Source organism: Clostridium sp. Ade.TY, from assembly GCF_000498355.1.
In the GTDB taxonomy this organism is placed as follows: Bacteria; Bacillota; Clostridia; order Clostridiales; family Clostridiaceae; genus Clostridium.
In genome coordinates this window covers 56613-70626 of sequence record NZ_AVSV01000002.1, presented here as the reverse complement: position 1 = coordinate 70626, position 14014 = coordinate 56613, and the positions used below count along the sequence as shown (strand labels likewise).

Annotated in this window: 15 protein-coding genes; 11 read left to right on the top strand and 4 right to left on the bottom strand. The window is 24.3% G+C overall.

Going from position 1 to position 14014, the window contains the following annotated elements; translation table 11 throughout:
• Positions 1–60: 60 nt before the first annotated feature.
• Both O212_RS0100335 and O212_RS0100330 read left to right on the top strand, forming a co-directional pair.
• Complete coding sequence (locus O212_RS0100335; RefSeq protein WP_024613185.1) at positions 61–1521, top strand: sucrose-6-phosphate hydrolase; 1461 nt, start codon at positions 61–63, stop codon at positions 1519–1521.
• Entirely contained in the window at positions 1514–2449 is a 936-nt protein-coding gene (locus tag O212_RS0100330) for a carbohydrate kinase (protein WP_024613184.1), read from the top strand. The genes O212_RS0100335 and O212_RS0100330 overlap by 8 nt, the downstream gene beginning before the upstream one ends.
• A gap of 19 nt (positions 2450–2468) precedes the next feature.
• On the opposite strand, the gene nagZ is transcribed toward O212_RS0100330, so the two are convergent.
• Positions 2469–3686 (bottom strand): beta-N-acetylhexosaminidase, encoded by a 1218-nt coding sequence (gene nagZ, locus O212_RS0100325; RefSeq protein WP_024613183.1) that lies wholly within the window; start codon positions 3684–3686, stop codon positions 2469–2471.
• Positions 3687–3786: 100 nt separating this feature from the next.
• On the opposite strand from nagZ, the gene O212_RS0100320 reads away from it, so the two are divergent.
• A complete protein-coding gene (locus O212_RS0100320; RefSeq protein WP_024613182.1) occupies positions 3787–4323 on the top strand; it encodes a hypothetical protein in 537 nt (178 codons plus the stop codon).
• A gap of 33 nt (positions 4324–4356) precedes the next feature.
• Here O212_RS0100320 and O212_RS0100315 read toward each other — a convergent pair whose 3' ends face one another.
• Entirely contained in the window at positions 4357–4566 is a 210-nt protein-coding gene (locus O212_RS0100315) for a cold shock domain-containing protein (protein ID WP_024613181.1), read from the bottom strand.
• Between the two features lie 163 nt (positions 4567–4729).
• On the opposite strand from O212_RS0100315, the gene O212_RS0100310 reads away from it, so the two are divergent.
• Both O212_RS0100310 and msrB read left to right on the top strand, forming a co-directional pair.
• The gene (locus O212_RS0100310; protein WP_024613180.1) at positions 4730–6625 is read left to right on the top strand and encodes a PAS domain-containing sensor histidine kinase; all 1896 of its coding nucleotides are present in this window, start codon (positions 4730–4732) and stop codon (positions 6623–6625) included.
• Between the two features lie 81 nt (positions 6626–6706).
• Positions 6707–7156: a peptide-methionine (R)-S-oxide reductase MsrB gene (gene msrB / locus O212_RS0100305; protein WP_024613179.1), complete on the top strand. Its 450-nt coding sequence runs from the start codon at positions 6707–6709 to the stop codon at positions 7154–7156.
• A gap of 26 nt (positions 7157–7182) precedes the next feature.
• On the opposite strand, the gene O212_RS0100300 is transcribed toward msrB, so the two are convergent.
• Positions 7183–8025: a patatin family protein gene (locus tag O212_RS0100300; RefSeq protein WP_024613178.1), complete on the bottom strand. Its 843-nt coding sequence runs from the start codon at positions 8023–8025 to the stop codon at positions 7183–7185.
• A 142-nt stretch (positions 8026–8167) separates the two neighbouring features.
• Here O212_RS0100300 and O212_RS0100295 point away from each other — a divergent pair, with 142 nt between their 5' ends.
• The 3 genes from O212_RS0100295 (at position 8168) to O212_RS0100285 (ending at position 10990) form a co-directional block, all read left to right on the top strand.
• Positions 8168–9745: an ABC transporter permease/substrate-binding protein gene (locus tag O212_RS0100295; RefSeq protein ID WP_051372970.1), complete on the top strand. Its 1578-nt coding sequence runs from the start codon at positions 8168–8170 to the stop codon at positions 9743–9745.
• Between the two features lie 9 nt (positions 9746–9754).
• The gene (locus tag O212_RS0100290) at positions 9755–10486 is read left to right on the top strand and encodes an ABC transporter ATP-binding protein (protein WP_024613176.1); all 732 of its coding nucleotides are present in this window, start codon (positions 9755–9757) and stop codon (positions 10484–10486) included.
• Positions 10487–10555: 69 nt separating this feature from the next.
• Positions 10556–10990 carry a GNAT family N-acetyltransferase gene (locus O212_RS0100285; RefSeq protein WP_024613175.1) on the top strand — a complete coding sequence of 145 codons (435 nt, stop codon included), beginning with the start codon at positions 10556–10558 and terminating at the stop codon, positions 10988–10990.
• Positions 10991–11033: 43 nt separating this feature from the next.
• Here O212_RS0100285 and O212_RS0100280 read toward each other — a convergent pair whose 3' ends face one another.
• Positions 11034–12041 carry a PLP-dependent cysteine synthase family protein gene (locus O212_RS0100280; protein WP_024613174.1) on the bottom strand — a complete coding sequence of 336 codons (1008 nt, stop codon included), beginning with the start codon at positions 12039–12041 and terminating at the stop codon, positions 11034–11036.
• A 295-nt stretch (positions 12042–12336) separates the two neighbouring features.
• Between O212_RS0100280 and O212_RS0100275 the strand changes: the two genes are divergently transcribed.
• From O212_RS0100275 to O212_RS0100265, 3 genes are read left to right on the top strand one after another with little or no spacing between them, the layout of a single operon-like run.
• Positions 12337–12891: a DUF5317 family protein gene (locus tag O212_RS0100275; RefSeq protein ID WP_024613173.1), complete on the top strand. Its 555-nt coding sequence runs from the start codon at positions 12337–12339 to the stop codon at positions 12889–12891.
• A gap of 15 nt (positions 12892–12906) precedes the next feature.
• Positions 12907–13371, top strand: coding sequence for a hypothetical protein (locus O212_RS0100270; RefSeq protein ID WP_024613172.1), 465 nt, complete (start codon positions 12907–12909; stop codon positions 13369–13371).
• On the top strand, positions 13364–13996 hold the full coding sequence (locus O212_RS0100265; protein WP_024613171.1) for an accessory gene regulator B family protein: 633 nt from the start codon (positions 13364–13366) through the stop codon (positions 13994–13996). Before O212_RS0100270 ends, O212_RS0100265 begins: the two co-directional genes overlap by 8 nt.
• The last annotated feature ends 18 nt before the right edge of the window (positions 13997–14014 follow it).

Sequence of the window (14014 nt, the reverse complement as noted above, 5' to 3'; positions counted from 1 at the left end):
TAATATACTTTAAATTTATTATATTTCACCAAATAGTTTAAATAGAAAGGTGAAATTATAATGAAATTTATGAGTAGTAATGAAATAAAAGAGAAGTGTATAGAGCAATATGGGAAACAAAAGAATAGATGGAAAAATAATTTTCACTTTGATGCTCCATTTGGACTTATAAATGATCCAAATGGGTTAAGTTATTATAATGGTGAGTATTATATATTTTTTCAGTGGAATCCATATGGATGTGAGCATAAATATAAGCATTGGGGAGTTACAAAAACTAAAGATTTTAAAAGTTTTAAAGTTCCAAATGTTGCTCTAATTCCGAATAATATTTATGACAAAGATGGGTGTTATTCTGGAAGTGGTATTGTTAAAAATGGGAATTTAGAGTTGTTTTACACTGGAAATGTTAAAGATGAAAATAATAACAGAGAATCTTATCAATGTAAGGCTGTAATGAAAAGTGATGGAAGTATAGAAAAATTAGGACCTGTGATACATAAAATTCCAAATGGATATACGGCACATTTTAGAGATCCATATGTTTTTAAAAAAAATGGTAAATATTATATGATATTAGGAATTCAAACAAAGGATTTAAAAGGAAAGATTGTGATATATACTTCCGATGATACGCAAAATTGGAATTTTGAAGGTGAAGTTAAAACAAAATTTAATGACTTTGGATTTATGTGGGAATGTCCAGCATTGTTTGAATTAAATGATAAGGATGTACTTGTAATTTCGCCCCAAGGATTAAAGGAAGAAGAATTTAAATATCAGAATATATATCAATCAGGTTATATAATTGGAAAGTTTAATTATGATAATTTAAGCTTTTTAGGTGATGACTTTTATGAGTTAGATAAAGGATTTGACTTTTATGCACCTCAGGTATTTAAAGATGATAGGGGAAGAACTATATTAATTGGATGGATGGGGTTGCCTGAAAAAGAAAAATTCCATAGTTCTTGTGATGATGGTTGGGTTTTTTCATTAACAATGCCAAGAGAAATTACTATTAAAAATAATATGCTATATCAAAAGCCATTAAGTGAAATTAGAGAATTAAGATTAGATAATATTCTAAGTTTAAAAAATAAAAGGTTAGATAATTTTATGTTTAGTGACATAAAAGAAAATAGCTATGAACTTTATTTAGAAATAGAAAAATTAAAATCTAATAATATAGAATTAAATATTACTTTAGGGGTAAATGAATATTTTACTATAAAGTATGATTTTAAAAATAATGAGTGTATTTTAGATAGAAATAATATGATTTTAGGTGAAAAAGGTTTAAGAAAATTTAAATTGGATAATAATTGCATTTTAAAATTAAATATATTTGTTGATAAATCGGCGATTGAAATATTTTTTGATGATGGAAAATTTGTAGCATCAACAAAGATATATCCTAAAGAGAGTGAAAGTAAAATAGAAATTAAATCAGAAAAGGATAATATAAATATTAAGGAATTAAAAATATGGAATATGAGAGGGGTTGAGTACTTTGAATAAAGTATTTTGTATTGGAGAATTATTGATAGATTTTATAGGTAAAGATATTGGTCTTGGAATAAAAAATGGTATAACTTTTGAGAAAAAGGCAGGTGGTGCACCTGCAAATGTTTCAGCTGCTGTTTGTAAACTTGGAGGGACTAGTAGTTTTTTAGGACAAGTTGGGAATGATTCATTTGGAAAGTTTTTAGTTCATATGCTTAAATCATTAAATATAAATACTAATATGACTAAAATGGATGGATATACAACTTTAGCATTTGTTGCAATAGATAAAGATGGGGAAAGAGATTTCGAATTTCATAGGGGTAGTGATGGAGATTATAGCTTTGATAATATAAATTTGGATGAAATAAATAAAAAAGATATAATACATTTTGGTTCAGCTACTGGATTTTTAGATGGAGAACTTAAAAATACATATTTTAAATTGTTAAAGTATGCTAAAGAGAATGGAATATTTATTTCATTTGATCCTAATTATAGAGATATGCTAATAACTGAAGATATAAAAGAAAGATTTATAGAAGATTGTAAGGCATTTATAAAATTATCAGATTTTATAAAATTAAGTGATGAAGAAATTATACTTATAACTGGAGAAAAGGATTTAAAAGAGGGTGTTAAAAAATTACATGAATTAGGAGCTAAAATAGTTTCAGTTACTTTAGGTAAAGATGGAACTTTAATAAGTAATGGCAAATTATTAGAAATAATTCCTTCAATAAATATAGTTCAAGTTGATTCTACAGGTGCGGGAGATGCATTTGTTGGAGCAGTTCTTAAAAAAGTTTCTGAAATATATGATAAAGAAAATATAACTTTTGAAAAGTGGAAAGAAATAATAGGTTTTGGAAATAAAGTTGGTGCGATAACTTGTACAAGTTATGGAGCGATAGACTCAATACCAACAAAAGAAGAATTATAAAAAGGGCTATTTGGCCCTTTTAATTTTTATATTTTTTTAAAACTTCTTTAATTTTATAGTTAATAGAATTTATATCTACAAAATCAATTTTATTACTATTTATATTAAATTTTTCTTTAATTAATAATATTCTATAAACACTTTCATTAATTCGATTTTCAGATATTATATTTTTAGATATAGAAAATTTTATTGAATTTATTACAGTATTTATATTATTTATATCATGACAAACTAATATTATATCACTTCCAGCATTAATTGATTTTACAGCAGCATCACCTATATTATAATTTTCGGTTATTGCACCCATAGTCATATCATCAGTTATTATTAAGCCATTAAATCCTAATTTAGTTCTTAATATATCTGTTATTATAGTTTTTGAAAGAGTTGATGGATTATTTTTATCTAATTTAGGAATTAATATATGTGCAATCATTATGGCATCTACGCCATTTTTTATTGCTTCTTTAAATGGAACTAGTTCAAAATTATTAAGTCTATTAAAGTCGTAGTTTACAACAGGAAGATTTAAGTGAGAATCTACTGAAGTATCTCCATGTCCTGGGAAATGTTTAGCAACTGGAACAATATTTTCTTCTTTAATTCCTTCTATAGTTTTAATTCCTAATTTAGAAACTAAATTTTTATCATTTCCAAAAGATCTTTCACCTATAACTGGGTTATTAGGATTACTATTTATATCTAGTACAGGAGCAAAATTTAAATTAAAACCAAAAGAAGATAATTGAAGCCCTAAAAGTTTTCCTATTTCATAACTAAAATCTTCATTATTTATTTTACCAATGTATTTATTAGAAGGAATATTATAGATTTCATTAGGCATTCTAGATACTGGACCTCCTTCTTCATCTACTGATATAAAAAGAGGAACTTTATTTAAATTGTTAGTTTCTTTTAAGTTATTTATAAGATTAAGAAGACTTTTGGAATCTTTTATGTTTTTACTAAATAAAATTACACCACCTAAATGTTTTTCTTTAATTAGTTTATTGAAATCATTAGAAAGAGTATATCCATCAAAGCCACCTATTATAAGTTGTCCTATTTTTTCATCTAAAGTCATATTTTTAATTTTATCTTCTATTTCTTTATTAATATTTATATTATTTGATACTTTTGTAGTCCTTAGCTGAGTTACATTACTATTTATATATAATAATGAAATTAATATTGTAAATAAAAGGTTTGAAAATAAAAATAATTTTTTCATATAAATCTCCTATAAAATAAAAATAATTATTAATAATATAGTTTACTATGATAATATAATAATATGTTAATAAACATAAACTTTTTTAGGAGAACAATTTATGAAAAAAATAATAATTAAGTCAGATTATAATATTGAAAAATTTTTATTTCAATATGAGAAGGATTTAAAAGAAATATATAGATCTTTAATAAATGAAAATTTAATAGATTTGATAGATATAGTTGATATTGAAAGTTTAACTATAATAGAAAAGAGAAATAAGGATATTATAGAATGCCTTAAATCAGAAAAGATTGGAATTGCACTAATGGCTGGAGGAGTATGTGATGATAATGTTACATTTTTTAGAGCTATAGATGGAGTGCAATATAGAATAGCAAAGGGTGAATGTTATGAAGAAACATCTGAAAACTTTCATGATTATAAAATTATAGAAAATTTAATTAAAGTTGGTAGTATGGAGTTTGTTATAGAATCTTCATATTGCATATTGTTATATTTAAAAAATGGAGAGTTAAATATTGAACTTGTAGAGATTGAATTAAAAGGGGATATATACAAATGCAAAAAAATAAAAGATAGTGGTGACATTGGAAATATAATAAATAAATATATAATCAATAATATAAAATAATAAAAGGTACTACAAAAAGTGTAGTACCTTTTATTAAAGTTTCTGTACATTTATAGCCATTGGGCCTTTTTGTCCATCAGTTATATCAAAAGAAACACTTTCTCCTTCATGAAGATCTTTATTATTTTCACTATGTTTAACTTGTGAAAAATGAACAAAGACATCATTTCCATCATCACAAGATATGAATCCATATCCTTTTTCTTGATTGAACCATTTAACAACTCCAGTTGTACTTGACATAAAAATCTCTCCTTAGTTTTTAATTTCATAGATAGTATTAACTTAAATTCAAAAAAATATTTATAAAATGTTTAAAAATTATAGGTTTTAAGTGTATAATATGTTATATAATAAACAAAAATTCAATAAAATGGTTAAACAAAAGGGAAAAAGGAGAGTATGTATGGGGAGCGTATGGAAGAGGATATTGGATAGTATTTCTGTTAATTATTTTTATTGCAAAATACTAAGAGATAAAGAGGACGTAGGAAATGATTTATTAATTGAGGAAACTAATTTTAATGATAGAACTGTTGTAAATAAAAAATTTAGTGAACTTTTATCTGTTGGACAAACTGTTAAGTGGGTAAGTAATATGAATTTTTTAACAAGTGCAATATCTATTTGTAATGAATATGGAGAATTTAATACTGATAATGTTTCTTTAAAGAGAGTTGATGACAACTATGTTGTTTTATGGTGTAATTCAGATGATAAGAGCAAAAGTTCAATATTTGAGGATGATTTTATAAATCAAAAAAAGCTTTTAGAATTATTTATAGATGCTATGCCAGATTATGTATTTTATAAAGATATTAATGGAAATTATCTAATTTGCAATAGAAAATTTTCAGAACATTTAGGAATGAGTAAGAATGAAATAATAGGTAAGACAGATTACGAATTATTTAGTGAAGATACAGCAAGAAGCTTTAGACAACATGATATAGAGGTAATAAGGGATAAGAGACAAAAAATATATGTAGAAGAAAAAGTTTTAAATAATAATAAGAAATTTATAGAAGAAACAGTAAAAGTTCCTTATTTTGATATGAATAATAATATATTAGGTGTTATTGGAGTATCTAAAGATATATCATATAAAGTTGCAGTAGAAGAAAGTATATTAAATAATGAACTTATTTTATTTAATATGTTAAATAATTTAGAAGATGCAATAATAATAAAAGATAGTGATAAAGTTGTTTTTGTAAATCAGGCATTTGAAAAAATATTTGGAATAAGTAGAGGAGAGTTATATAAAAAAGATAGTATAGAAATAACTAGAGAAATGCTTCATGATGATGATAAAAAATTACTTGATAAAATAGATTATAATGAACCATTGGATGTAGTAGCAAGGCTTATAAGAAGAGATAATGAAATGAGATGGGTTTGGATTAGAAGTAATCCTTTAAAAGATGAAAATAAAAATACTATAAGAAGAATAATAGTTATAAATGATATAACAAATCAAAAGCAAGAAGAAAAAGAGTTGGATAAATTAAGAAGAGAATTTTTTGCAAATATATCTCATGAATTTAAAACACCAATAAATTTAATATATACATCTATACAATTACTTGACTGTAAGCTTGATAGAATGAGTTTAGAGGATAAAGAAAAGTTTGATATGTATATAAGTACTTGTAATAAAAATATATTTAGAATGATAAAACTTATAAACAATATGATAGATAGTATAAAAATATCAGAGGGTGTATTTAAGCATAGACCTAAGAAGATAGAAATAGTAAGTTTAGTTGAGGATATAGTAATTAAAGCAAATAAATTTTTAGAAAATAGTCATATAAATATAGTTTTTGATACTGAATTTGAAGAAAAGTTGGCATTGTTTGATAAAGATCATTTAGAAAGGATAATACTTAATATATTATCTAATGCAATAAAATTTAATGATAAAAATGAACCTATAAATGTTGATTTATTATTAAATGATGGAATGATAGAAATAAGGATAAGAGATAGAGGAATAGGAATTTCTATAGATAAATTAAATAGCTTATTTAGTAGATTAAAGAATGTAAATAATAGAATGACTAAGGTGAATGAAGGTTGTGGAATAGGTTTATATATAGCAAAAGAGTTAGTGGAACTTCATGGAGGAGAGATTAAAATAAAAAGTGTTTTAGGTGCAGGTACTGAAGTTTTAATAAGGATACCTGATGTTTTAAATGATTTAGAAAATTTAAGTTCATATATTGAAGAACAAGAGTATATTGAGCATATACAACTTAACAAAATAGAAATAGAATTTTCGGATATATATTTAAATTAAAAATAAATTCTTTAATAACACCATAATTATAGGTTAAAATATTGTTATAATACTTATAAAAAGAGGTTGATATAGATGAAGATGAAAAAATATAAAAAATTAGGTGGTAAAGAACTTAAAAAGAGACTTTCAGATTTACAGTATAAAATAACGCAAGAAGATGTAACGGAACCACCTTTTGCAAATGAGTACTGGGATAATTTTGAGGAAGGTATATATGTGGATATAACAAGTGGTGAACCTTTATTCATATCAACTGATAAGTTTGATTCAGGATGTGGTTGGCCAGCATTTAGCAAACCTATAGATAGAAATTTAATAAAAGAAAAAAGAGATAATAGTTTTAATATGGAAAGAACAGAAGTAAGAACAAAAAATTCTGACTCTCATTTAGGGCATGTATTTTGTGATGGGCCTGAAGAATTAGGAGGTCTTAGATATTGTATAAATTCTGGGTCTTTAAGATTTATTAGAAAAGAAGATATGGAAAGTGAAGGATATGCTGAATATTTAAAACTTTTAGATAAATAAAAAAGGGCTACATTTGTAGCTCTTTTTTATTTTAAAAGTGATTTTATTTCATCTATTCTTTCAAGTGCCATATTATAGCCATCTTTATATCCTTTTTTTAATTTTTCTATATCTTTTTCAAAGCTTTCAATAGCTTGGTCTTCTCTAGGTCTTATAATTATAGCTTTACCTTGCTTTTCTAATTCCTCACAAAATTTAACTGTTTCATTATATAATTTATGACGAGTTAAAAATGAGTCTTTTAACTTTGGGTATTTCCTAGAAACTATTTTAGCCGCAATTATATTTCTTTTACCTAATTTTTTTCTATAGCTTTTTGGTCTTGTAAGTATTATTAAGTGTTTATCATTTCCATCCTCTATAGCTTTTTTTATTGGGATAGGATCTAATAATCCTCCGTCGTAATAATATCCTTCATTAATTTTTATTGCAGGAAAAAATAATGGAATAGCACATGTTGCCCTAAGCATAGTATTTTTATTATCAATTTTTTTTCCATCTAAGTATTCAGTTTTTCCAGTGATTGCATTAGTTACTCCAACTAATACTCTTCCCTTATAATTTGTAAGTGCATCAATATTATAAGGGGAAAGTTTATTTGGAATTTCATCAAAAACAAAGTCTAAACCAAAAAGACTTTTACATTTAAAGAAATTTCTAAAGCCTAAATATCTTTTATCATTCCTATATTTTTCTAAAATTTCTAAGTTTCTACCTTTTTGAGAGGAAAAATATGAAAATCCATTAGTAATTCCAGCTGAAACACCAATACAATAAGGGAAAAAAATATTATTTTCTAAAAGAGCATCCATAACACCAGCACTAAAAATAGGTCTAAAGGTACCTCCCTCTAATATTAAACTAGCCATAAAACCTCCTAAAAATAAAATATTATAATAAAAAGTATATAACTAACACAAATAAATCGCAAATATAAATGGTTTATCAAGTAATAAAAATAAATTTATATAAATATATTAATAGTGTTATTAATTTACATGTAGAGGGAGTATGGAATTTATAAAAAGTATTTTAGATTTATATATGAATAGAAAAAATTTTTTTCTAGAATTAATAGGAGAACATTTATTTTTATCTTTAGTATCTGTATGTATAGCAACAATAATAGGAGTGAGTTTGGGTATTTTAATATCTGAAAAGAAAAGATTAGCAACACCAGTTAAGGGAATAACAAGCTTTTTATATACTATACCATCAATTGCTATACTTGGGTTTTTAGTTTCAATATCAGGTGTTGGTAACATTACGGCAATAATTACTTTATCTTTATATGGATTATTACCTATGATAACTAATACTTATATTGGTATTTTAAATCTTGATAAGGATATAATAGAAGCTGGAAAAGGAATGGGTACAACTAATTTTCAACTTTTATATAAAATAAAAATACCACTTGCAGCACCAGTAATATTTGCAGGTTTTAGAAATATGGTAGTTATGACAATAGCACTTTGCGGTATAGCATCATTTATAGGTGCAGGAGGTCTTGGGGTTGCTATATGGAGAGGAATAACAACTAATAGTAAAGAGATGACAGTAGCTGGAAGTTTACTTATAGCATCAATAGCATTAATAATAGATTTTATATTATCACATTTTGAAAAGAAAGTAAGTAATATGGCAAATGGATATAGAAGAGAAGTTTATAAAAATGGAAGTAAAAAGTATAATTTTAAAACTAAAGTAGTAATTTCAATTACTATTATACTTATAATATTTGTTATATTAGTTAGTTCTTTTAGTAAGGAAAAGAAACTTATAATTGCATCAAAACCTATGACTGAACAATATATATTAACAGAGATAATATCTCAATTAATAGAAGATAAAACAGATATAGATGTTGAGATAAAAAAAGGTATAGGAGGAGGAACCGCTAATATACATCCAGCATTAGTTTCAGGGGAGTTTGACTTATATCCAGAATACACAGGAACATCGTGGGAATACGTTCTTAAAAACGGAAGTGTAGAATCGAATGATGAATTAATAAAACAATTAAAAAAAGAGTATATGGATAAGTTTAATTTAAATTGGTTAAATCTTTATGGATATAATAGTACTTATGCTATTGTTGTAGATAAAGATATATCTGAAAAATATGGAATAGAAACTTATTCAGATTTAGCAAAGGCATCAAAAAACTTAGTGTTTGGTGCGGAATATGATTTTTATGAAAGAGAAGATGGATATGATGCTATTTCAAAATTATATGGATTTAATTTTAAAAATACTCTTGATTTAGATATGGGATTAAAATATAAGGCTATAGAAGATAAAAAAGTTGATGTAATAACAGCATCAACAACAGATGGAAGATTAGTAGATGAAAGATTCAAAGTTATTAAAGATGATAAAGGATTTTTCCCAGATTATTTTGCTGGAACTGTAATAAGACAAGAAACTTTAGATAAGTATCCAGAGTTAGAAGAAATACTTAGTTTATTAGAAGAAAACATAACAGAAAAAGAAATTGTTAGTATGAATTATTCTGTTGAAGTTAATAAAGAAGATGATTTTAATGTAGCTAAGGAATTTTTAATAAAAAAAGGTTTAATTGAATAGGAGTTTTTTATGAAAGATAATGAGCCTATAATTAGTTTTAAAAAAGTAAATAAAAGTTATGGAACAAAAAAAGTTCTTAAAGATTTTAATTTGGACCTTTTAAAAGGAGAATTTGTAACAGTAATTGGGAGTTCAGGAAGTGGAAAAACAACTACTTTAAAACTGATAAATGGATTATTAAAGCCAGATTCAGGTAAAATAATAATAGATGGAGAAGATATAAATAATAAAAACATTACAGAAATTAGAAAGAACATAGGGTATGTAATACAAGGGGTAGGACTATTTCCACATATGACAGTTGAAAAAAATATATCTTTTGTATTGGATTTAGATAAAAATGATAAAGATAAAACAAAGATAAAGGTTAAAGAGTTAATGAAAGTTGTTGATTTAGAAGAAGAATTAATAAATAGATATCCTAGAGAATTAAGTGGTGGACAAAAACAAAGGGTAGGTATTGCTAGAGCATTAGCTAAAGAGCCTAATATATTGCTTATGGATGAGCCATTTGGGTCTGTAGATGAAATAACTAGAAAATCTTTGCAAGATGAAATAATAAAAATTCAAAGAAAGCTTAATATGACTATATTTTTTATTACTCATGATATAAAGGAAGCATTAAAACTTGGGAGTTTAGTTATGATTATGAATAATGGAAAAATAGAACAAATGGGAAAACCTAATGAAATAATAGAAAATCCTAAAACTGATTATGTTAAAAGACTTATATGTGATTAGTTGCATAAAGAGTTATAAATAATTAAAATGTAAACTAAGGAATTTATATTAGTTAGGAGCACTAGATAGATGATAAGAAGAGGAAATTTAGAAGATTTTGATATTTTATTTAAATGGATAAATGATGAGGATACAATAAAGTTTTCGAAATATGGAAAATGTATGGACTTAGATGAGTTTAATGAGTGGTTTGAAAATCGCATAAATAATATGTTAGTAATGGAAGAAGATTTAGTTCCGTTAGGTCAAATTTCTTATGAAATATTAGATGAAAATAATGAGGCCATAATAAACTATTGTGTAGATAAAGATGAACGTTCTAAAGGTTATGGAAAAGAACTTGTTAAGCATTTAATTAATTTATTAAAAAATAATGATTATAATATAAGGAAACTAAGTGCATATGTTCATAAAGACAATATACAATCTATAAAAATTTTTGAAAGTCTTAATTTTAATAAAGAAGATAAAAAAGAATGTTTTAAATTTTATATTAATTTATAAAAATGAGATAAATACTTACAATTAAGTATTTATCTCATTCTTTTTACAATACATTGAAGTATAATAGTTCTATATCCTTAGATAAAAAGCTTTCTTTAATAGGTTCATCTTTAGTAAGAGCTGTACTTAAATATTTTTTATTGTCATCAGAAAAAACAGTTACTACAGTATTATTTAAACCTTCTTTTAAAAGAACTTTTAAAGCACCTAAAAAGTTAGCACCAGATGATATGCCAACTCCAAGTCCTAAAGAATTTGAAAGTTTTTTTGCCATAACTATTGAATCACCATCATCTACATCAATGACTTTGTTAAGTTCATAAAGTTTTAAAATAGGCGGAACAAATTCATCAGATATTCCCTCTATTCTATGAGAGCAATTACTAAATTTACAGGATAATATTTTTGAATTTGATGGTTCAAGTGGAAAAGATTTTAGTTTTGGATTAATAGTTTTTAAATATCTAGATATTCCCATAATAGTACCACCAGTTCCAACGCCAGCAATAAAACAATTAGGAGGTAAATTGTGCTTTGATAAAGTTTTTGCAATTTCAGGTCCGGTAGTTAAATAATGAGCCATTATATTGTCATTGTTTTCAAATTGAGATGGGAGAAAAATATTTTTATTAATTTTTGCATCTTCTTTGCAGAGTCTTATACATTCAAGAAATCCTCCAGATGATTTTGAAATTAGCTTTATTTCAGCACCAAAGTTAATTAGAAGTTGTTTTCTTTCCTCACTCATCCAATTTGGCATATAAATTTTAACAGGATTATTTAAAAAGCTTCCAATTGCAGAAAATGATATTCCAGTATTACCGCTTGTAGCTTCTATTATTGTGTCATTAGCTTTAATTTTATTTTCATTATAGGCTTTTTTTAATATATAAAGTGCAACTCTATCTTTTATACTTCCAGTATAATTATAATATTCAAGTTTAGAATATATTTTCATTTCTTTACCTTTGTAAGAAAATATAATTTCAATAAGAGGAGTATTACCTATTAAATTATCAAGTGAATTAAATTTATAATTTAAATCATTCATAAAAATCTCCTAAAAAGTCTTTTTATATTAGTATATTTATTAAAGGCATTAGATGATTTAAAATTTATAAATATTTTAAGTTTTTATATTTTACAATAATTTATAAAGTGGAAATGTAAGTTGTATTTAGTTAAAAATTGAAATAGTTAAAATTAATAATAACTTTATTTAAAAAATTAAATTTACCATTTAATCAAAAAATATAGAAAGTGAAAATGAAATATAGTATAATTGAAAAGAAGAATATTTTGGAATAAGAAGAAGAATTTCCGTTAAAAATAGGGGAGAAATTTGTATGCTAGAAACTATTATAATTGCTTTGATTTTTTGTAAAATTAAAGGGTATAAAGTAAAGCCTTTATTTAAAAGCTATGCTATATATCCAGTTATATTTATGGAATGTATAAATCTATTTGTACAATTTAATATATTTAATGGCAATTATAGTTTTATAAAGTATGCAGGAATACTTAAAATGTTTTATTTATGTTCTTATTTACCTCTTATTTTTAAGTATGAACAATATGTTAGTGCAATAATTGGAGCAGGATTTATTTTTGTTGGAGGCATATTAAATGATATTGCTATAAAATTAAACGGTGGGTTTATGCCTGTTTTTCCAAGTTTATCATATTTAACGGGATATGCTAAAGTGGATGCTTTTAGCAAAGTAAACGATATACATATTTTAGGTGGAGCAAATACTAATGCAAAGTTTTTAACTGATATATTTGATTTAGGATATAGCGTATTAAGTATAGGAGATATTTTTATAAGAGCTTTTGTATTTATAGTAATATATAGCTCAGTTAAAAAAATAAATAAATGTTTAAGCTACAATGACATATAAGGGAGAGACATAATTATGCTACACATATCATTTTTTGAATTAATAGTAAGAGCTATTCCAGAAAGTTTTTTGTTTGTGTTTGCAATTTATGTATTTGCAAATAAAAAACTAGATATAAAAAAATATATTATATCTAGTTTAGGACTAGCTATTAGTATGTTTATAGTAAGAAATTTTCCAATAGGATATGGAACACATACTATACTTAATATAATTTTATTAGTTTGTATTACTAATTTTTTTAATAAAATAAATACTGTAGAATGTATAAAAGGTGGAATAATAACAGCTATACTTTTGTTTTTTTCAGAAGGTATAAATTTATTTTTAATACAGCTTAAAGTTGGTGAAAATGTTACATCAGTATTTAGTGATCCTGTTTTAAAAACAATTTATGGATTACCATCTTTAATTATATTTTTAGTAATTATATTATTAATAAATTTTTTGAAGAAAAGGAAAAAAATTAATAATGATTAATTTAGATATTATATCAAAAAATATTGCAAGTAAAATTTCCTCTGAAAATAATGAAATAGATAAAGATAAAGAAGAAGTAATAGCATATGGAATATATGGTATACTTCAAATAGGAATGTCAATATTACTTGTAATTATATTTGGAATTATATTTAATGTGCTTATAGAAGCATTAATAATGTCTTTTGGAATTAGTATACTTAGAAAGTATTCTGGGGGAGTTCATTCAAATAGCGCCTTAGGATGTTTAATTATTGGAACTTTAGTATGTATTTTAATTCCAATTTTAATTAATAATTTAAATATTAGTTTAAATTTTACTATGTTAATATCAATTTGCATCTTTTTATTTTCTTATATTGTTATTTATAAATTAGCACCTGTAGATAGTGTTAATAAACCTATAAAGAAAATAGAAAAAAGAAAAAAGCTAAAAAAAATATCTATACAAATATTAACAATTTATTTGCTAATATTAATAGCATTTATAGTAGGTTATTATGTAAATAATAATTATACTTTATTATTATATGCTAATGCTTTAGGATTTGCTGTTTTATGGCAATCATTTTCACTTACTAAGTTAGGACATAAATTGTTAGGTGCTTTAGATACTTTTTTATAAAAAATTTTCATTTATAAA

Coding starts and splice junctions, on each gene's coding strand:
- O212_RS0100335 (WP_024613185.1), top strand. CDS start 61: ATGAAATTTATGAGTAGTAATGAAATAAAAGAGAAGTGTATAGAGCAA.
- nagZ (WP_024613183.1), bottom strand. CDS start 3,686: ATGAAAAAATTATTTTTATTTTCAAACCTTTTATTTACAATATTAATT.
- O212_RS0100320 (WP_024613182.1), top strand. CDS start 3,787: ATGAAAAAAATAATAATTAAGTCAGATTATAATATTGAAAAATTTTTA.
- O212_RS0100315 (WP_024613181.1), bottom strand. CDS start 4,566: ATGTCAAGTACAACTGGAGTTGTTAAATGGTTCAATCAAGAAAAAGGA.
- O212_RS0100310 (WP_024613180.1), top strand. CDS start 4,730: ATGGGGAGCGTATGGAAGAGGATATTGGATAGTATTTCTGTTAATTAT.
- msrB (WP_024613179.1), top strand. CDS start 6,707: ATGAAAAAATATAAAAAATTAGGTGGTAAAGAACTTAAAAAGAGACTT.
- O212_RS0100300 (WP_024613178.1), bottom strand. CDS start 8,025: ATGGCTAGTTTAATATTAGAGGGAGGTACCTTTAGACCTATTTTTAGT.
- O212_RS0100295 (WP_051372970.1), top strand. CDS start 8,168: ATGGAATTTATAAAAAGTATTTTAGATTTATATATGAATAGAAAAAAT.
- O212_RS0100290 (WP_024613176.1), top strand. CDS start 9,755: ATGAAAGATAATGAGCCTATAATTAGTTTTAAAAAAGTAAATAAAAGT.
- O212_RS0100285 (WP_024613175.1), top strand. CDS start 10,556: ATGATAAGAAGAGGAAATTTAGAAGATTTTGATATTTTATTTAAATGG.
- O212_RS0100280 (WP_024613174.1), bottom strand. CDS start 12,041: ATGAATGATTTAAATTATAAATTTAATTCACTTGATAATTTAATAGGT.
- O212_RS0100275 (WP_024613173.1), top strand. CDS start 12,337: ATGCTAGAAACTATTATAATTGCTTTGATTTTTTGTAAAATTAAAGGG.
- O212_RS0100270 (WP_024613172.1), top strand. CDS start 12,907: ATGCTACACATATCATTTTTTGAATTAATAGTAAGAGCTATTCCAGAA.
- O212_RS0100265 (WP_024613171.1), top strand. CDS start 13,364: ATGATTAATTTAGATATTATATCAAAAAATATTGCAAGTAAAATTTCC.